A 17,954-nucleotide genomic window follows, 5' to 3' on the forward strand; every position below is an offset into this window, starting at 1 on the left:
CGCGGGGGCGTCAGTGCTCGATGCCGTCCTGGAGTTCCTGCCCCTTGAGCAGGAACCAGGCGGCCACGGCGGTGGCCAGCAGGACGGCCGCGCCGACCCCGGAGGCCAGCCGCAGGCCGTCGACGAAGGCCTCCTGGGCGGCGCCGACCATCTGCTCGGCGGTCTGCGGGTCCAGCGACTTGGCCGCTTCGACCGCGCCGCCGAGGGATTCGTGGGCGGCGTCGGCGACGGGGCCGCTGACGGAGGCCGGGGCGGTGAAGCCCTGGTAGACGCCGGTGACGACGGAGCCGAGCAGGGCGATGCCGAGGGCGGCGCCCAGTTCGTAGGCGGTCTCGGAGACGGCCGAGGCGGATCCGGCCTGCTCCTTGGGCACGCTGGAGAGGATCACGTCGGCGGTGACGGTGAAGGAGAAGCCCGCGCCGAGGCCGACGACGAGCAGGGCCGCGCCGAGCAGCGGGTAGCCGGTGTCCTTGTGGATCACGGTCAGTGCGGCCAGCGCGATGCCGATGGCGGCGAGGCCTCCGGTCACGATGACCCGTACCCCGTACTTGCGGGCGTAGGTGCCCGCGACCAGGCCGGTGACCACGGCGCCGACGGCGGCGGGCAGTTCGGCGAGGCCCGCTTCGAGCGGCTCGCGGCCCTGGACGAGCTGGAGGAACTGGGAGAGGAAGAAGACCAGTCCGGACAAGCCGAAGACGGTGAGCAGGTCGGCGAGGACCGCGCCGGAGAACCCGCGGTGCTTGAAGAGCCGCATGTCGAGGAGCGGGGCCGGCAGCGTGAACTGGCGGCGTACGAAGGTGTAGAGCGCGCCGCCTCCGATGACGGCGGCCGCCCACACCTCCCAGCCCATGCCGTGGGTGGCGACCTGCTTGACGGCGTAGACCACGCCGATGATGCCGACGAGGGAGAGGCCGACGCTGATCAGGTCCCAGGGGCCGGCGACCGGGTTCTTGGATTCGGGCAGCAGCTTGATGCCGACGATGACCAGGACGATCATCACGGGGAGGTTGATGAGGAAGACCGAGCCCCACCAGAAGTGCTGGAGCAGGGCTCCGCCGACCACGGGGCCGACGGCCGCGCCGGCCGAGGCGGTGGCGCCCCAGATGCCGATGGCGAGGCTGCGTTCCTTGGGGTCGTGGAAGATGTTGCGGATCAGCGCGAGGGTGGAGGGCATCAGGGTCGCGCCGGCCACGCCGAGCAGGGCCCGGGCGACGATCATCATCTCGGGGCTGGTGGCGTAGGCGTTCAGGACCGAGACGGCGCCGAAGGCGGTGGCGCCGACGAGGAGGAGCTTCTTGCGGCCGATCCGGTCGCCGAGGGAGCCCATGGAGACGAGCAGGCCGGCGATGACGAAGGAGTAGATGTCGCCGATCCACAGGAGCTGGGTGCCCGAGGGCTTCAGGTCCTCGCTGAGGGCGGGCGTGGCGAGACCGAGTACGGTGGCGTCGACCGCGACCAGCAGGACGGCCAGGACGAGCACGCAGAGCGCGAGCCAGCGCCCGGGGCTCCGGCCCTCCGCCCCCTTGGTCCGGGTCAGCTGTTCGGTACGGCTCATTTCTCCACACTCCGTCGTGCGCCACCGAGCAGCAACTCGATGATCATGTACTGAAAGTCCTTGGCCGCGACCCGGCCGTCCATGACGGCCCAGGCGCAGGTGCCGATGAGCCCGTAGAGGGCCTCGGTGAGCCAGGCGGGGCTCAGGTCGATCCGGATGTCGCCCTCGTGCTGGCCGCGCCGGAAGAGGTCGCCGACGCGGGCGTCGAGCCGGGCCCAGCCCTCGTTGACCTGATCCCCCTCGAAGAGCTGGTTCTCGGTGACGAGGAAGGCCAGCAGCTCGGCATTGGGCTCCGCTTCGGCGACGAGCCTGCGGAGGGCGTCGATCGCCGTGCCCTCGCCGAGGCGGGCGTTGTCGAAGGCCACCTCGAACTCCCGGATCCCGAGCTCTTCGAGCGCCCGTACGAGGGCGTCGCGCCCGGCGAAGTGGCGGTGGAGGGTCGCGCGGCCGATGCCTGCGGCCCTCGCGACCTCGTCCATCGTGGCGGTCGATTTGCGGGAGAGCAGGGCGGCGGCGGCGCGGAGCACCTGATCACGATCCATGGCCATGAGACAACCATAACCCGAATGAGACGTTGACGTCTCATTGAATAATTCGGATGCCCCTCGGGGCGACGAGAGGAACCCTTCCGGAATGAAGCCCCTGCTGCTGATCGACGTGGACGGCCCGCTGAACCCCTACGCGGCCAAGCCGCAACGCCGCCCCGAGGGCTACCGCACCCACCGGATGCGCCCGACGGGCTGGGCGCAGGCCGAGAGCGCGAAGCCACTGCGGGTCTGGCTGAATCCCGGCCACGGCGACGAGCTGCTCGCACTCGCGGAGGCGTACGAGCTCGTCTGGGCGACCACATGGAAGGGCGAGGCGAACGAGTGGATAGGACCGCACCTCGGCCTGCCGGAGCTCCCCTGGATCGACTGGCCGCAGATGCACGGGCGGGCGCCGCGCGGAACGTTCTGGAAGACCCAGTACATCCTCGAGTACGCGGGCGAGCGGCCCTTCGCCTGGATCGACGACGACATCACCGACATGGACCGCGCGTACGTGGAGCAGCGCCACCCCGCGCAGGCCCTGCTGCTGCGGATCGACGAGCGGATCGGACTGGTCCGGGCGGACTTCGACGCGCTGGCGGACTGGGCCGGGTAATGGCGAAAGGTCATTCAGTCACTACTACCCGTGTTCGTCGCGGTGATGCGGGAGCGTCAACAACCCTCGCGCAAGACTCCCCCACCGAACGAATGCGCTCACCCCGCACGGCTTGATCATTTGGAGTGATCGGGGCCCCGACCCCTTCCCCGAGCGGCGGGGCAGGGAGGAACCTCATCTCTCGTGAGCCCTTACCCGGGGCGGGTTCACCTGCATCGATTCCACCTTCGGCAGGGAGAGAACCATGAACGTGTCCAAGAAGCTTGCCCTCGGAGCAGCGGCAACGGCCCTCGTGATCGGCGGCGCCGTCGCGGCCTCCTCGGCGTCCGCCGGGACCAACCACCCCGCCGCCGGGGCCGCGGTGACCACCACCGCCTGGGCCAAGGTCGCCGCGAACGGACAGATCCTGGGCGGGCAGGGCATCACCGGGATCAACAAGTTCGGCATCGGCCGGTACAACATCACCACCAGCGCCGGCCTGGGCGGGTGCGCCCTCCTGGGCACCATCAACACCAACGGCGGCAACGACCCCGGCCCGGGCAGCTCCTCCATCCTGGTCGGCCAGGTGAACGGGAACACCCTCTTCATCCGCACCGCGACGCCGTCCTCCACGGGCAGCGCCACCGTGGACAGTGACCGGCCCTTCTCGGTCACCATCGTCTGCGCCTGACCCCGGACACGCCGGAGGGGCGGCCGGGGCCCGAAGGCTCCGACCGCCCCTCCGGGCACGACCGTCAGTTCTTGTGCGCCGCCCAGGCGTGCTGGATGACCAGGTCGGCCTTCAGCTCCGTGAGCTGGATCGCCACCGCCGACGGGGCGGTGCCGCCGCGGCCGTCGCGGGAGGCCAGCGCGCCCTTGACGTTGAGGACCGTACGGACCTCCGGCGTCAGGTGCTCCGAGATCTTCGCGAACTGCTCGTCCGTCAGCTCGTCGAGCTCGATGCCGAGCCCCTCGCACTCCTTGACGCACCCGCCGGCGACCTCGTGCGCGACCCGGAACGGCACGCCCTGCTTGACCAGCCACTCCGCGATGTCGGTGGCGAGCGAGAAGCCGGCCGGGGCCAGCTCCTCCATCCGCTCCCGGTTGATCGTGAGGGTGGCCATCATTCCGGTGAAGGCCGGCAGCAGGACTTCGAGGGTGTCGCAGGAGTCGAAGACCGGCTCCTTGTCCTCCTGGAGGTCCCGGTTGTAGGCCAGGGGGAGGGCCTTGAGGGTGGCGAGCAGGCCCGTCAGGTTGCCGATGAGGCGGCCCGACTTGCCGCGCGCCAGCTCGGCGATGTCCGGGTTCTTCTTCTGCGGCATGATCGACGACCCGGTGGAGAAGGCGTCGTGCAGGGTGACGAAGGAGAACTCCTTCGTGTTCCAGATGATGATCTCTTCCGCGATCCGGGACAGGTTGATCCCGATCATCGCGGTGACGAAGGCGAACTCGGCGACGAAGTCGCGCGAGGCCGTGCCGTCGATGGAGTTGCCGACCGAGCCCCGCTCGAAGCCCAGTTCGGCGGCGACCGCCTCCGGATCCAGGCCGAGCGAGGAGCCCGCGAGGGCGCCCGAGCCGTACGGGGAGACGGCGGTCCGGGTGTCCCACTGACGCAGCCGCTCCGCGTCCCGGGACAGGGCCTGCACGTGGGCCAGTACGTGGTGGGCGAAGAGCACCGGCTGCGCGTGCTGGAGGTGGGTCCGGCCCGGCATGGCCACGTCGGCGTGCGCCTCGGCGAGGCCGACCAGCGCGTCCTGGAGCTCGGCGACGAGGCCGCCGATGATCCGGGCGTGGTCGCGCAGGTACATGCGGAAGAGGGTGGCGATCTGGTCGTTGCGCGACCGGCCCGCGCGCAGCTTGCCGCCGAGGTCGGCGCCGAGCCGCTCCAGCAGGCCCCGCTCCAGCGCGGTGTGGACGTCCTCGTCGGCGATGGTGCCGGTGAAGGAGCCGCTCTCCACGTCGACCGCGAGCTGGTCCAGGCCGGCGATCATGCGGCCGAGCTCGTCGGCCGTGAGCAGGCCCGCCTTGGCGAGGACCCGGGCGTGGGCCTTGGAGCCCGCGATGTCGTACGGGGCCAGGCGCCAGTCGAAGTGGACCGACGCGGAGAGCTTCGCGAGGGCCTCGGCGGGACCGTCGGCGAACCGGGCGCCCCAGAGCCGGACGTCACCACCGTTGTTGCTGCTCACAGCTACTGCTCCTCAAGAACGTGCATGGCTTCGGATGTGCAACCGCCTCCCCGCCGCGGAGGTAACGGGGAGGCGGTCCGTACTGCGGTGTCGAATCAGGCGGGTCGATCAGGCGGTTTGATCAGGCGAGGTTGATCAGGCGAGGTCGCGACGGGCCGCGATCTTCGAGGACAAGCCGAAGATCTCGATGAAGCCCTGGGCCTTCGACTGGTCGAAGGTGTCGCCCGAGTCGTAGGTCGCGAGATTGAAGTCGTACAGCGACTCGTCGGACTTCCGGCCCGTGACGACCGCGCGGCCGCCGTGCAGGGTCATCCGGATGTCGCCGCTGACGTGCTGGTTGGCCTCGTTGACGAAACCGTCCAGCGCCCGCTTGAGCGGGGAGAACCACAGGCCGTCGTAGACCATCTCGCCCCAGCGCTGCTCGACCTGCCGCTTGTAGCGGGCCAGCTCGCGCTCGACGGTGACGTTCTCCAGCTCCTGGTGTGCGGTGATCAGCGCGATCGCGCCCGGGGCCTCGTACACCTCGCGGGACTTGATGCCCACGAGCCGGTCCTCGACGATGTCGATCCGGCCGACGCCCTGGGCACCGGCGCGCTCGTTGAGCTGCTGGATGGCCTGGAGCACGGTGACGGGCTTTCCGTCGATGGCGACCGGGACGCCCTCCCTGAAGGAGATGACGACCTCGTCGGCCTCGCGCGGGAGCGCCGGGTCCGCGGTGTACTCGTAGATGTCCTCGATCGGCGCGTTCCAGATGTCCTCCAGGAAGCCCGTCTCGACGGCGCGCCCGAAGACGTTCTGGTCGATGGAGTACGGGGACTTCTTGGTGGTCGCGATCGGCAGGTCCGCCTTCTCGGCGAAGGCGATGGCCTTGTCGCGGGTCATCGCGTAGTCGCGGACCGGGGCGATGCACGTGAGGTCGGGGCCGAGGGCGGCGATGCCGGCCTCGAAGCGGACCTGGTCGTTGCCCTTGCCGGTGCAGCCGTGGGCGACGGTCGTCGCGCCGTGCTTGCGGGCGGCGGCCACGAGGTGCTTGACGATGGCCGGCCGCGAGAGGGCGGAGACCAGCGGGTAGCGGTCCATGTAGAGGGCGTTCGCCTTGATCGCCGGGAGGCAGTACTCCTCGGCGAACTCGTCCCTGGCGTCGGCGACCTCGGCCTCGACCGCACCGCAGGCGAGCGCCCGCTTGCGGATGACGTCCAGGTCCTCGCCGCCCTGACCGACGTCCACCGCGACGGCGATGACCTCGGCGCCCGTCTCCTCGGCGATCCAGCCGATGGCGACGGAGGTGTCCAGACCGCCTGAATAGGCGAGTACGACACGCTCGGCCACGGGATTCTCCTTACACGTTGCATCCGCCGTCACGTCAGCAGCGGTAGGCATAACTATGCACTGCTCTGCATGTTTCGTCAATCGGGTCCCGGGGTGCTCCCGCGGGCGCCCTCAGGAGCACCCCCACCCACCTGGGCATATAGGGGAGGCCCGCTCCTGCGACCCCGCATAGCATCGACGGACGACACGGGGGGAGCCCATGGGAACCAGCGCACGGCAGGACGCGGAGAAGGGGCGGGCCGCCGCGGCCGCGCTCCTGGACGAAACCGCGGACACGGGCGCCGCCGGGCTCGCCGGGGCGGGACCGGAGGCCTGGACCGCCTTCGACGAAGAGGTGCGCACCCTGATCGCCTCCTGCTACCCCCCGCCGCGCGGCGGCCGGATCGAGGCCCGCCTCTGCGACCGCGACGGACGGGTCCGCGAGGCGGCACTGTCCGGGCTGTCCGGGCCGGCCGCCGAGCAGAACCCCCCGCCCCAGCTCGTCCTGATCCGGTGCGCCGACTGGGTCCCGCAGGTGCGCGAGCGCGCCCGGCGGGAGCTCGCCCGGATCGTGACCCGGGACCCGGTCGCCGTCCTGGTCGACCTCGGCCCGCTCATCGTGCGGCTGGGGCGGCGCGAGCACGGCGCCTGGGCGGTGGAGCAGCTGGAGACCGCCCTGAGCGGCCGCCACTCCCCGGTCACCGCGGGATGGCACCCCGGGCGTCCCTCGGCCACGTGGAGCTGGCACGCGCTGACCTCGGAGCAGTGCGCCGACGCCCTGGCCCGGCTGGGCGACCGGGCCGACCTGCCGACCCGGCGGTTCGCCGCCCGGCTGACCGTGGCCTCCGGACAGACCGGCGTACGGGACCTCGCGCTGCGGGCCGCCCGCGAACTGGATCCGGCCACGGCCCGGCTGTGGACCGACGCGGCGCTGCGGGCCATGGCCGAAGACGCCACCGAGGACGCGGCCCTGATCCCGCTGCTGGACGACCCGTGGCCGGCGGTCGCCCGGGAGGCCGCGCTCAGCCTGTCCGCGGTGGCCCGCCGGCTGGACCACCGCCACCTCGCCGCACGGATCGCGCCCGAACGCCCCCTCCACGTCCGCCGGGCCGCCTTCCGACTGCTGAGCGCGCGGGGCGGGATCCACGAACTGCGGGCCGCGGTGGCCCTGTCGGCGGATGGCGACCCGGGACTGCGCATGCAGGCGCGGGCGACCGTACGCGGCTGGAACTGGCAGGCCACCCTGCACCGCGCGGAGGCGGGTCTGCCCGAGCTGGCGGCATTGCTCCGGCGGTCCGAGCACCTCTACGAACGGGGCCTGCGCCGCTCCCGGCTCGGTCTCACCGGCTGAAATCCCCTGACCGGGCCCCGGACCCGTGGGAGATAATCCGGCCATGGGAAAGCTCTACGATCATATTGACGGCAAGCTCCGCACCTTCATCGAGGAGCAGCCGATCTTCTTCACCGCCACCGCCCCGCTCTCCGGCGACGGCCACGTCAACCTCTCCCCCAAGGGCCGCGCCGGGACCCTCGTCGTCATCGACGAAACCACCCTCGCCTACCTGGACTTCGGCGGCAGCGGCGCCGAGACCATGGCGCACGTCCGCGAGAACGGCCGGATCACGCTGATGTGGTGCGCGTTCAGCGGGCCGCCGAACATCGTGCGCATCCACGGCGACGGCGAGGCCGTCTTCCGTGACGACCCGCGCTGGGACGGGCTGATCGAGCGGTTCGGGGACGCCGACGGGCCCTCCGCACGCGCCGTCATCCTGGTGAAGACGCGGCGGATCGCGACCGTCTGCGGGTTCGCGGTCCCCTTGATGGAGTACCAGAGCGAGCGCACGCTGCACGCGGAGTACTTCGGCCGCAAGACGGACGAGGAGTTCAACGAGTACTGCGAGAAGAAGGAGTTCATCGGAGTCAGCGTCGACGGCCTGCCTGCACTGCCGCTGCCCCTTCCGCCCCGTACCGTCTGACATGTGCCGCGCACCGCGTTCCTCGCCGCCTCACTGATCGTCACCAGCCTGCTGGTCCAAGGCCCCCACGGCGATCCGCCGCTGCCCGACCTGCTCGCCGACACCGGCGGCGGCAGCCAGCTGATCACGGCCGTGGCTCCGGCCCCCGGATCCACGACCGGGCGCCTGACCTGGTGGAGCCGGTGGGCGGGGCGCTGGCACGAGGCCGGGAGCGCGCCGGCCCGCTTCGGCGCGAACGGGCTGACGGAGGGCGCGACCCGGACCCAGGGCACCAACACCACCCCGGCCGGCCTGTACGCGCTCCCCTACGCCTTCGGCATCGCGCAGGCCCCGGCCGCTACCGCGTTCCGCTACCGGCGGGTGACCCCCGACTCCTGGTGGTGCCAGGACAATGCCTCGGAGAGCTACAACCGCTGGGTGGAGCCGCTGCCCGCGGACTGCGCCCCCGGCGAGGCCGAGCACCTGACCACGTACGCGAAGCAGTACGCGCACGCGCTGGTCATCGCCTTCAACTACGAGCACCCTGTACGGGGCCGGGGCGCGGGCATCTTCCTGCACGTGAACGGCAAGGGCGCGACGGCCGGCTGCGTCTCGGTCCCCGAGGACGCGATGCGCGCGGTGCTGCGCTGGGCGAACCCGCGCAGGAGTCCCCACATCGCGATCGGCACGGAATCGGGCCGGCTCGCCGTCACCCGCTATTAGGAACGCTTCCGGGGCCGGTCGTGCCGCCCTCGGGCACGCCGCTCGACCCGTCGCCCGGCCCATGGGCGCACTCGCCTCCGGACCCGTCGGCGGACCCGTCGGAGGCCCGGTAGTGGTACGCGTCCGCCCACCACTCCTCGTCCCACCAGCCCGCTTCCTCGTCCTCGTCCTCGTCCTCGTCGCCGTCCGCGTGGACGACCCGGTCGGCGCCGCGCCACCTGTCGCGGTCGCCGAGGCTCTTGAGCAGGTGGAGCCGCTGCCGCTCGTCCAGCCCCTCGACGGCGGGGTGCCGCTCCCCGCGGATCCGCTCCCCCAGGGCATCACCCCGCTCCGTGCGGGCGCGGACCGCCTTGCCCGCGTCGTCGGCGTACCAGAGCGCCCCCAGGCCGAGCGCGGTCACCGCGGCGGCGGCCCATTCCAGGACGCCGTCCGGGCGGGACACCACCAGGAGCTCGGCCGCGGCGATCCAGCAGACCACCAGCAGGACCACGCCCGCGCAACCGCAGCAGGCCCGGAGGCGGCCCCCTTCGCCGACGGGCAGGTGCGGGCCCACGGGCAGCAGGGCCACCCGCTCCTCTCGGTGGGCGAAGCGCAGGGCCGCGTACTCCTCGTCGTGGCGCTCGATCCATCCGATCGACACCGGCTCGGGATCGTGGCGGCGCACGGCCTCCAGCAGGGCGGCGGGCAGCGGGTGGGCGGGGGCCCGGGCGGGGTCACGGCCCGCCTCCGTCAGGAGCACCGCGCCTTTCGCGTCGATGTCGAGACACCCGTCGAGGAGCAGCTCCGCGGCAGCCGCCCCGGACTCCTCGTTCTTCAGCGCGGCGGCGTGGTACGGCTCGAACTCCAGGGCGGCGACCAGCCCGAGGAAGGCGCGCCGCATCCGGGCCCGGCGCCGCCACCGCAGGCCGATGGCCCCGTACACGGCGAGGGTCACGGCGAACACCGATGCGGCGAGGACGAGTTGGACCACGATCCGAGGCTACGTCCGCGGGCGCCGGACCCCGGAGGGGTTTTCCGGCGCCCGCGGACGTGGAGGAGGAGCGGCGGCTCAGCTCTCCTTCTGGGCCAGCCTCAGCAGGTGGTCGGCGAGGGCCTGGCCGCCCGCCGGGTCGCGGCTGATCAGCATCAGGGTGTCGTCGCCCGCGATGGTGCCGAGGATGGCCTGGAGTTCCGCCTGGTCGATCGCGGAGGCGAGGAACTGGGCCGCACCCGGCGGGGTGCGCAGGACCACGAGGTTCGCGGAGGCCTCCGCCGAGATCAGCAGTTCGCCGGAGAGGCGACGCATGCGCTCCTCCTTCGCCGATTCGCCGAGCGGCGCCTGCGGGGTGCGGAAGCCGCCCTCGCTGGGGACCGCGTAGATCAGCTCTCCGCCCGTGTTGCGGATCTTCACGGCGCCGAGCTCGTCGAGGTCGCGGCTGAGCGTCGCCTGGGTGACGCTCAGCCCGTCGTCGGCGAGCAGCTTGGCCAGCTGGCTCTGTGAGCGGACCGGCTGCCGGTTGAGGATGTCCACGATCCGGCGGTGGCGGGCGGTGCGGGTCTGCGGGACGGACTGCCCGTTCGACTCGTGTTCCTGCGCCTGACTCATCGTCGTCCCATTCCCCGATTGATCATCCGTCCACGTCCGCGGCGGACTTCGCTGCGTCCAGCACGCCGGGCAGGGCCTGCAGGAACGCGTCCACCTCGGCCTCGGAGAGCACGTACGGAGGCATGAGCCGTACGACGTCGGGGGCGGGCGCGTTGACCAGGAAGCCGGCGTCCTGAGCCGCGCTCTGCACCTGCGGTGCGAGCGGCTCGGTCAGCACGATACCCAGCAGAAGGCCTGCGCCGCGGACGTGTGAGACGAGCGGGTGTGCGAATCCTTCGATTCCGGACCGCAACCGCTCGCCGCGCTCCTTGACCTGGTCGAGGAGTCCGTCGGCGGCGATGGTGTCGATCACCGCGAGGCCGGCGGCGCACGCGATCGGGTTGCCGCCGAAGGTGGTCCCGTGCTGACCGGGCTGGAGCAGGTCGGCCACGGGTCCGAAGGCGGCGACGGCGCCGATCGGCAGACCTCCGCCGAGCCCCTTCGCGAGTGTGACGACATCGGGCTCCACGCCCTCGTGGGCCTGGTGCTCGAACCACTGGCCGCAGCGCCCGATGCCGGTCTGCACCTCGTCGAGGACGAGCAGGGTGCCGGTGGCCCGGGTGATCTCGCGGGCGGCCGTCAGGTATCCGGCCGGGGGAACGACCACACCGTTCTCGCCCTGGATCGGCTCGATGATCACGAACGCGGTCTCTTCGGTGACGGCGGCCCGCAGGGCCTCCACGTCGCCGTACGGAACGTGCGTGACGTCACCGGGCAGCGGCAGGAAGGGGCCCTGCTTCTTGGGCTGGCCGGTGAGCGCCAGGGCGCCCATGGTGCGGCCGTGGAAGCCGCCGTCGGTGGCGACCATGTGGGTCCGCCCGGTCAGCCGGCCGATCTTGAAGGCGGCCTCGACGGCCTCGGCACCGGAGTTGCAGAAGAAAATCTTGCCGGGGCGGCCGAAGAGCTGGAGCAGCCGCTCGCCGAGCGCGAGCACGGGCTCGGAGGCGTAGAGGTTGGAGACGTGGCCCAGGGTGGAGATCTGCTCGGTCACGGCGGTGACGATGGCCGGGTGCGCGTGGCCGAGGGCGTTGACCGCGATGCCGCCGACGAAGTCGGTGTACTGCTTGCCGTCCGCGTCCCAGACCTGCGCGCCTTCGCCGCGTACGAGCGCCAGCGCGGGGGTGCCGTAATTATTGGTCAGCGCGCCCTGCCAGCGGGCGGCGAACTCCTGGTTGCCGGTCATGCGGGGTCCCCTCCCTGTGTATCGACTGCCTGTGTATCGGCTGCCTGCGCATCGGACGGCTGCGCATCGAGTCCCTGGGCATCGAGCACGACCATCGTGCCGATTCCCTCGTCCGTGAAGATCTCCAGCAGGATCGAGTGCTGGACCCGCCCGTCGATCACGCGGGCGGTGGTCACCCCGTTGCGGACGGCGTGCAGGCAGCCCTCCATCTTCGGGACCATGCCGCTGGACAGTTCGGGCAGCAGCTTCTCGAGCTGGCTGACGGTGAGCCTGCTGATGACCTCGTCGCTGTTGGGCCAGTCCGCGTAGAGCCCCTCTACGTCGGTCAGGACCATCAGCGTCTCGGCGCCGAGCGCGGCGGCGAGCGCCGCGGCGGCCGTGTCGGCGTTCACGTTGTACACGTGGTGGTCGTCGGCGCTGCGCGCGATGGAGGAGATGACCGGGATCCGGCCGTCGGCCAGCAGCGCTTCGATCGCGCCGGTGTCGATGGCGGTGATCTCGCCGACCCGCCCGATGTCGACGCTCTCGCCGTCGATCTCGGGCGTGTGCTTGGTGGCGGTGATCGTGTGGGCGTCCTCGCCGGTCATGCCGACGGCCAGCGGCCCGTGCTGGTTGAGCAGCCCGACCAGCTCGCGCTGGACCTGCCCGGCCAGGACCATCCGTACGACGTCCATCGCCTCGGGCGTGGTGACGCGCAGGCCCGCCTTGAACTCGCTGACCAGGCCCTGCTTGTCGAGCTGGGCGTTGATCTGCGGGCCGCCGCCGTGCACGACGACCGGCTTCAGGCCGGCCTGCCGCAGGAAGACGACGTCCTGCGCGAAGGCGGCCTTCAGATCCTCGTCGATCATGGCGTTGCCGCCGAACTTGATGACGACGATCTTGCCGTTGTGCCGGGTCAGCCAGGGCAGGGCCTCGATGAGGATCTCGGCCTTGGGCAGCGCGGTGTGCCTGCGTGCAGTGCTCATGAGGAGTACGCGCTGTTCTCGTGGACGTACTCGGCGGTCAGGTCGTTGGCCCAGATGACCGCCGACTGCGCACCGGTGGACAGGTCCGCGGTGATGCGGACCTCGCGGCCCTTCATGCTCACCAGGTCGCGGTTCTCGCCGACGGAGCCGTTCTTGCAGACCCAGACGTCGTTGATGGCGACGTTCAGCCGGTCCGGGTCGAAGGCGGCCTTCGTGGTGCCGATCGCGGACAGGACGCGGCCCCAGTTCGGGTCCTCGCCGTGGATGGCGCACTTGAGCAGGTTGTTCCGGGCGATGGACCGGCCGACCTCGACCGCGTCCTCCTCGGTGGCCGCGCCGACGACCTCGATGCGGATGTCCTTGCTCGCGCCCTCGGCGTCACCGATCAGCTGGCGGGCCAGGTCGTCGCAGACCGTCCGTACGGCCTCCGCGAACGCCTCGTACGCCGGCACCCGGCCGGACGCTCCCGAGGCGAGCAGCAGCACCGTGTCGTTGGTGGACATGCACCCGTCGGAGTCGACCCGGTCGAAGGTGGTGCGGGTCGCGCCGCGCAGCGCCTTGTCGAGGGTGGCGCTGTCCACGTCGGCGTCGGTGGTGAGGACGACGAGCATGGTGGCCAGGCCCGGGGCGAGCATGCCCGCGCCCTTGGCCATGCCGCCCACGGTCCAGCCGTCCTGGGACACGGTGGCCGTCTTGTGCACGGTGTCGGTGGTCTTGATGGCGATCGCGGCGGCCTCGCCGCCGTCGGCGGAGAGCGCGGCGGCCGCGGCGTCGATGCCGGGGAGCAGCTTGTCCATGGGGAGCAGGACGCCGATCAGGCCGGTGGACGCGACGGCGACCTCGCCGGCGTTGACCTCGCCGCCCCCGCCGAGCCCGTTCAGGACCTCGGCGACCTTCTCGGCGGTGGCGTGGGTGTCCTGGAAGCCCTTGGGGCCGGTGCACGCGTTGGCGCCGCCGGAGTTGAGGACCACCGCGCTGACGGTGGCGCCGCGCAGGACCTGCTCGGACCAGTGGACGGGCGCGGCCTTGACCCGGTTGGAGGTGAAGACGCCCGCCGCGGCCAGGCGCGGCCCGTTGTTGACCACGAGGGCCAGGTCGGGATTGCCGTTCGCCTTGATCCCGGCGGCGATGCCCGCCGCCGTGAACCCCTGTGCTGCCGTGACGCTCACGGTGCGACTCCGATCGTGGAAAGACCCAGGCTCTCGTGGAGCCCCAGGGCGATGTTCATGCTCTGGACCGCACCGCCGGCGGTGCCCTTGGTGAGGTTGTCGATGGCGCTGATCGCGATGATCCGCTGCGCGGCCTCGTCGTACGCGACCTGGATCTGAACGGCGTTGGAACCGTAGACGGACGCCGTCGCCGGCCACCGCCCCTCGGGCAGCAAGTGCACGAAGGGCTCGTCCGCGTAGGCCTTCTCGTACGCGGCGCGGACCGCGTCGGCCGTGGTCCCCGGCAGCGCCTTGGCGGAGCAGGTGGCCAGGATGCCGCGGGGCATCGGCGCCAGCGTGGGCGTGAAGGAGACGGAGACCCGCTGCCCGGCGACCGGGCTGAGGTTCTGCACCATCTCGGGGGTGTGCCGGTGGCCGCCGCCGACCCCGTACGGGCTCATGGAGCCCATGACCTCGGAGCCGAGCAGGTTCGGCTTGAGGGCCTTGCCCGCGCCGGAGGTACCGGAGGCGGCGACGATCACCGCCTCGGGCTCGGCGAGCTGAGCGGCGTAGGCCGGGAACAGCGCGAGCGAGACGGCGGTCGGGTAGCAGCCGGGGACGGCGATCCGCTTGGTGCCGGCCAGGGCGGCGCGGGCGCCGGGCAGCTCGGGGAGTCCGTAGGGCCAGGTACCGGCGTGCGGTGCGCCGTAGAACTTGTCCCAGTCGGCGGAGTCCTGGAGCCGGTGGTCGGCGCCCATGTCGACGACGAGGACCTCCTCGCCGAGCTGGGCGGCCACGGCGGCGGACTGCCCGTGCGGAAGGGCGAGGAAGACGACATCATGGCCGGAGAGCACCTCGGGCGTGGTCGGCTCCAGGATGCGTCCGGCCAGTGGCACCAGGTGCGGCTGGAGTGCGCCGAGCGGCTGCCCGGCGTTGGAGTTCGCGGTCAGCGCCCCGATCTCGACCTCGGGGTGGGCGAGCAGCAGGCGCAGCACTTCCCCGCCCGCGTATCCGCTCGCACCGGCCACCGCTACACGTACCACCATCGGACCCTCCTCCTCGATGGCATGACTATACGTAAGGCCGCACGTTTATGCAAAGCAGCATCCGGCCCCGCTCCCCCGGCGTTACTCCCTTGTCCGCCCGATGATCACGGGTTAGTGTCCCCGGGCACATATCGGGGGATCACAGCAGGTGGGGGACATGACCGAACACGTCGGCACGATCACGACGCGCGCAGCGATAAGCCAGGGCATCCTGGCCGTGGGCTTGATCGGAGCCATGGGGGCCGGCGTCTGGCTGGCCGGGGAGTCGGCGAATTCGAGCCCCGAGCCGAAGCCCGTCACCTGCTCGCACGGGCAGCCCGAGAAGACGCCCGCGGAATCCGCGGACGAGCCGGGGCACGTCTCCGGTGCCCAGCTGTGCACGGCTCTGCACCGCCCGGATCTCGCCGATCTGCTCGGCACTCCGGGGGAGGCCGTGAAGAACGCGAACGGCAGCGGCAGCACCTTCAAGCCCGTCGGCAGCGACAAGGAGATCCACACCCCCTCGGGCGAGGTCGAGTTCGAGACCTACACGGCGCACCTGACGGTCGCGTACAACCAGCTGACCGTCGCCACCCTGGGCAAGCTCCTGGGGGACGGCACATTGCCGCTGAAGGTCCTGGGCCGCCCGGCCGCCTTCTACTCGGACCGCACCCTCAGCATCAGCTTCCGCCTGGACGGCAGCGATGCCAGCACCGGCTCCGGCGTCCCCACCCGCGCCCTCATGGTGGCCCGGGACGCGGCGGACGGCGGCGGCTACTACGAGCTGACCCTGTGGCGCTCCGACGGCGCGGTGCCCGAGGACGCGGTACTGCTGCGCGTGGCCGAGCAGGTGCTGCCGACGGTCCCGGGGTGGGCCGCCGCCGGGTGAGGACGCGTCACGGGGGCGGCGGGTTCGGGGGCAGGGGCTTCGGAGGCGGCAGGTTCGGGGTCAGCGGCTTCGGAGGCGGCGGCTTCGGGTCGGCCGCTGCGGGGGCCGCGGTTCAGCTGGGGCGGCGGGGCTGGTTGAAGCGGAGCATGTTGCCGGCCGGATCGCGGAAGGCGCAGTCGCGGACCCCGTACGGCTGGTCGACGGGCTCCTGGAGCACCTCGGCGCCGGCGGCCCGGATGCGCTCGAAGGTGGCGTCCACGTCGTCCGTCGAGAAGATCACCCCGCGGAGCATGCCCTTGGCCAGCAGTTGCGCCATCGCCTGCCGGTCGGCAGGCGAGGAGCCGGGGTCGGCCAGCGGCGGTTCGAGGACGATCTCCACGTCGGGCTGCTCGGGCGAGCCGACGGTCACCCAGCGCATCCCCTCGAACGCGACGTCGTTGCGGACTTCCATGCCGAGGGCGTCACGGTAGAAGGCGAGGGCCTTGTCGTGGTCGTCGACGGCGATGAAGCACTGCGAGAGCCTGATGGTCATGCTCCGACGCTACGACGCGGCCGCGCTTCCCGCTCTCCCGCTGCCCGCGGGGTTCCGGACGGGCCGGGTGAAGACCTTGGCGACACACGCCGGGATGGCGGCACCCGCCTCGTGCCGCCGGGCCCGGTAGGCGCTGGGGGTCTCACCGATCAGCTCCGTGAAGCGCGAGCTGAACGACCCGAGCGAGGTGCATCCGATGGCGAAGCAGACCTCGGTCACGCTCAGGTCGCCCCGGCGCAGCAGCGCCTTCGCCCGCTCGACGCGGCGGGTCATCAGGTAGCTGTACGGGGTCTCCCCGAAGGCGGCGCGGAAGCTGCGGGAGAAGTGCCCGGGCGACATGAGGGCGACGCCCGCCAGCGCCGGTACGTCCAGCGGCTCGGTGTAGTCGCGGTCCATGACGTCCCGGGCGCGCCGCAGCCGCACCAGGTCCTCGATCGTCACGCGCACCAGCATCTCACGGCCGGTACGGGCCGAGGGGAGGCGGCTACTTCGCGGACTTCTCGGTCTTGGCGGCCTTCTCCGCCTGCATCTGCTTGATGCGGACGGTCTCCTTGCGGACGTCGGCCTGGGTGGCGCGCTCCTTCGCGAGCCACTCCGGCATCTCCTGCTTCAGGGCCTCGATCTGCTCCGTGGTGAGCGCCTCGGTGACGCCGCCGCGCGCCAGACCGGCGATGGAGACGCCGAGCTTCGCCGCGACCACCGGACGGGGGTGCGGGCCGTTGGCCCGGAGGTCCTGCAGCCACTGGGGCGGCTCGGCCTGGAGGGCGGTCAGCTCGGTGCGCGAGACGACACCCTCCTGGAACTCTGCGGGGGTGGCCTCGAGGTACACACCCAGCTTCTTCGCCGCAGTAGCGGGCTTCATGGTCTGGGTGGTCTGGTGCGACGTCATGGGGTCAAGGGTATCGAGCATGTGCGCCACCTCCGACCACGGCCGGTAATCTGGCCGGGTGACAGACTCCCGGACCCCCCCGTCGTTCCAGCTCGCATACGTCCCCGGGGTGACTCCCACGAAGTGGGTCCGGATCTGGAAGGAGCGGCTGCCCGACGTTCCGCTGACCCTCGTCCCGGTCGCTCCGGCCGAAGCCCCCGCCCTGCTGCGCGGAGGCGGCGCCGACGCCGGGTTCGTCCGGCTGCCGATCGACCGTACGGATCTCAGCGCGATCCCCCTCTACACCGAGACCACGGTCGTCGTGATCCCGAAGGACCACCTCATGGCCGCGGCCGAGGAGCTGTCCCTGGCGGAGCTGGCCGACGACATCGTGCTCCACCCGCTGGACGACACCCTCGAGTGGGAGCAGCTGCCGGGCAAGGCCGCGCTCCAGCGCCCTGAGACCACGGCCGACGCCATCGAGCTGGTGGCGGCGGGCATCGGGGTCCTGATCGTGCCCCAGTCGCTCGCGCGGCTGCACCACCGCAAGGACCTCACGTACAGGACCCTGCTGGACGCCCCCGAGTCGCGGGTCGCGCTGTCGTGGCCCGAGGCGGACGTCACTCCCGACCTGGTCGAGGAGTTCATCGGGATCGTGCGCGGGCGGACCGTCAACAGCTCGCGCGGGCGCGGCCGTACACAGCCCGAGCCCGAGCAGAAGAAGGCGAAGCCGGCGGCCCGCAAGCCGGCGCCCCGGTCGGGCGGCAAGCCGGCCGCCAAGAACCCGCGCTCCGGCGCCCCCAAGGGCGGCAAGGCCACGGCGAAGTCCACCGGCAAGCGCGGGAAGCCCCGCGGCCGCTAGTTCGACCAG

20 protein-coding genes are annotated in these 17,954 nt (G+C 71.8%); 7 read left to right on the top strand and 13 right to left on the bottom strand.

Features of this window, described 5'->3' with window-relative positions:
* Positions 1 to 10: 10 nt before the first annotated feature.
* Positions 11 to 1,555, bottom strand: coding sequence for an MFS transporter (locus ACFYM0_RS22080; RefSeq protein ID WP_388503827.1), 1,545 nt, complete (start codon positions 1,553 to 1,555; stop codon positions 11 to 13).
* Positions 1,552 to 2,103: a helix-turn-helix domain-containing protein gene (locus tag ACFYM0_RS22085; protein ID WP_327251845.1), complete on the bottom strand. Its 552-nt coding sequence runs from the start codon at positions 2,101 to 2,103 to the stop codon at positions 1,552 to 1,554. The genes ACFYM0_RS22080 and ACFYM0_RS22085 overlap by 4 nt, the downstream gene beginning before the upstream one ends.
* Positions 2,104 to 2,188: 85 nt before the next feature.
* Between ACFYM0_RS22085 and ACFYM0_RS22090 the strand changes: the two genes are divergently transcribed.
* Together ACFYM0_RS22090 and ACFYM0_RS22095 are read left to right on the top strand one after the other, a co-directional pair.
* Positions 2,189 to 2,698, top strand: a complete 510-nt coding sequence (locus tag ACFYM0_RS22090) for an HAD domain-containing protein (RefSeq protein ID WP_388503829.1) — start codon at positions 2,189 to 2,191, stop codon at positions 2,696 to 2,698.
* 244 nt (positions 2,699 to 2,942) lie between these two features.
* Positions 2,943 to 3,368: a hypothetical protein gene (locus tag ACFYM0_RS22095; protein ID WP_388503832.1), complete on the top strand. Its 426-nt coding sequence runs from the start codon at positions 2,943 to 2,945 to the stop codon at positions 3,366 to 3,368.
* A gap of 64 nt (positions 3,369 to 3,432) precedes the next feature.
* Here ACFYM0_RS22095 and argH read toward each other — a convergent pair whose 3' ends face one another.
* Together argH and ACFYM0_RS22105 are read right to left on the bottom strand one after the other, a co-directional pair.
* Positions 3,433 to 4,863, bottom strand: a complete 1,431-nt coding sequence (argH, locus tag ACFYM0_RS22100) for an argininosuccinate lyase (protein ID WP_388503834.1) — start codon at positions 4,861 to 4,863, stop codon at positions 3,433 to 3,435.
* Between the two features lie 135 nt (positions 4,864 to 4,998).
* The gene (locus ACFYM0_RS22105; protein WP_388503837.1) at positions 4,999 to 6,192 is read right to left on the bottom strand and encodes an argininosuccinate synthase; all 1,194 of its coding nucleotides are present in this window, start codon (positions 6,190 to 6,192) and stop codon (positions 4,999 to 5,001) included.
* A gap of 199 nt (positions 6,193 to 6,391) precedes the next feature.
* Between ACFYM0_RS22105 and ACFYM0_RS22110 the strand changes: the two genes are divergently transcribed.
* From ACFYM0_RS22110 to ACFYM0_RS22120, 3 genes are read left to right on the top strand one after another with little or no spacing between them, the layout of a single operon-like run.
* On the top strand, positions 6,392 to 7,522 hold the full coding sequence (locus tag ACFYM0_RS22110) for a hypothetical protein (RefSeq protein WP_388503839.1): 1,131 nt from the start codon (positions 6,392 to 6,394) through the stop codon (positions 7,520 to 7,522).
* Between the two features lie 43 nt (positions 7,523 to 7,565).
* Positions 7,566 to 8,147 (top strand): pyridoxamine 5'-phosphate oxidase family protein, encoded by a 582-nt coding sequence (locus tag ACFYM0_RS22115; protein WP_388503842.1) that lies wholly within the window; start codon positions 7,566 to 7,568, stop codon positions 8,145 to 8,147.
* Positions 8,148 to 8,180: 33 nt separating this feature from the next.
* Positions 8,181 to 8,849 carry a L,D-transpeptidase gene (locus ACFYM0_RS22120; protein ID WP_388504247.1) on the top strand — a complete coding sequence of 223 codons (669 nt, stop codon included), beginning with the start codon at positions 8,181 to 8,183 and terminating at the stop codon, positions 8,847 to 8,849.
* Here ACFYM0_RS22120 and ACFYM0_RS22125 read toward each other — a convergent pair.
* The 6 genes from ACFYM0_RS22125 to argC form a co-directional block, all read right to left on the bottom strand.
* Positions 8,836 to 9,819, bottom strand: a complete 984-nt coding sequence (locus ACFYM0_RS22125) for a hypothetical protein (protein WP_388503845.1) — start codon at positions 9,817 to 9,819, stop codon at positions 8,836 to 8,838. The genes ACFYM0_RS22120 and ACFYM0_RS22125 overlap by 14 nt on opposite strands.
* A 78-nt stretch (positions 9,820 to 9,897) precedes the next feature.
* On the bottom strand, positions 9,898 to 10,434 hold the full coding sequence (locus ACFYM0_RS22130) for an arginine repressor (RefSeq protein WP_267761227.1): 537 nt from the start codon (positions 10,432 to 10,434) through the stop codon (positions 9,898 to 9,900).
* Between the two features lie 22 nt (positions 10,435 to 10,456).
* On the bottom strand, positions 10,457 to 11,656 hold the full coding sequence (locus ACFYM0_RS22135) for an acetylornithine transaminase (protein WP_388503847.1): 1,200 nt from the start codon (positions 11,654 to 11,656) through the stop codon (positions 10,457 to 10,459).
* Entirely contained in the window at positions 11,653 to 12,621 is a 969-nt protein-coding gene (gene argB / locus ACFYM0_RS22140; RefSeq protein WP_388503850.1) for an acetylglutamate kinase, read from the bottom strand. The genes ACFYM0_RS22135 and argB overlap by 4 nt, the downstream gene beginning before the upstream one ends.
* Complete coding sequence (gene argJ / locus ACFYM0_RS22145) at positions 12,618 to 13,790, bottom strand: bifunctional glutamate N-acetyltransferase/amino-acid acetyltransferase ArgJ (RefSeq protein WP_388503853.1); 1,173 nt, start codon at positions 13,788 to 13,790, stop codon at positions 12,618 to 12,620. Before argJ ends, argB begins: the two co-directional genes overlap by 4 nt.
* Positions 13,787 to 14,815, bottom strand: a complete 1,029-nt coding sequence (argC, locus tag ACFYM0_RS22150) for an N-acetyl-gamma-glutamyl-phosphate reductase (RefSeq protein ID WP_388503855.1) — start codon at positions 14,813 to 14,815, stop codon at positions 13,787 to 13,789. The genes argJ and argC overlap by 4 nt, the downstream gene beginning before the upstream one ends.
* A 157-nt stretch (positions 14,816 to 14,972) precedes the next feature.
* On the opposite strand from argC, the gene ACFYM0_RS22155 reads away from it, so the two are divergent.
* Entirely contained in the window at positions 14,973 to 15,683 is a 711-nt protein-coding gene (locus ACFYM0_RS22155) for a DUF6215 domain-containing protein (protein WP_388503857.1), read from the top strand.
* 112 nt (positions 15,684 to 15,795) lie between these two features.
* Here the strand turns inward: ACFYM0_RS22155 and ACFYM0_RS22160 are convergent, their stop codons facing one another.
* The 3 genes from ACFYM0_RS22160 to ACFYM0_RS22170 are packed head-to-tail and all read right to left on the bottom strand — an operon-like array spanning position 15,796 to position 17,125.
* Positions 15,796 to 16,215 carry a VOC family protein gene (locus ACFYM0_RS22160; RefSeq protein ID WP_388503859.1) on the bottom strand — a complete coding sequence of 140 codons (420 nt, stop codon included), beginning with the start codon at positions 16,213 to 16,215 and terminating at the stop codon, positions 15,796 to 15,798.
* A 9-nt stretch (positions 16,216 to 16,224) separates the two neighbouring features.
* Positions 16,225 to 16,656, bottom strand: a complete 432-nt coding sequence (locus ACFYM0_RS22165; RefSeq protein WP_388503860.1) for a helix-turn-helix domain-containing protein — start codon at positions 16,654 to 16,656, stop codon at positions 16,225 to 16,227.
* Between the two features lie 43 nt (positions 16,657 to 16,699).
* A complete protein-coding gene (locus ACFYM0_RS22170) occupies positions 16,700 to 17,125 on the bottom strand; it encodes a DUF5997 family protein (protein ID WP_388503863.1) in 426 nt (141 codons plus the stop codon).
* Positions 17,126 to 17,162: 37 nt separating this feature from the next.
* Between ACFYM0_RS22170 and ACFYM0_RS22175 the strand changes: the two genes are divergently transcribed.
* The gene (locus ACFYM0_RS22175) at positions 17,163 to 17,945 is read left to right on the top strand and encodes a LysR family substrate-binding domain-containing protein (RefSeq protein WP_388503865.1); all 783 of its coding nucleotides are present in this window, start codon (positions 17,163 to 17,165) and stop codon (positions 17,943 to 17,945) included.
* Positions 17,946 to 17,954: the final 9 nt, after the last annotated feature.

It is taken from the genome of Streptomyces sp. NPDC006487 (assembly GCF_042870555.1).
In the GTDB taxonomy this organism is placed as follows: Bacteria; Actinomycetota; Actinomycetes; order Streptomycetales; family Streptomycetaceae; genus Streptomyces.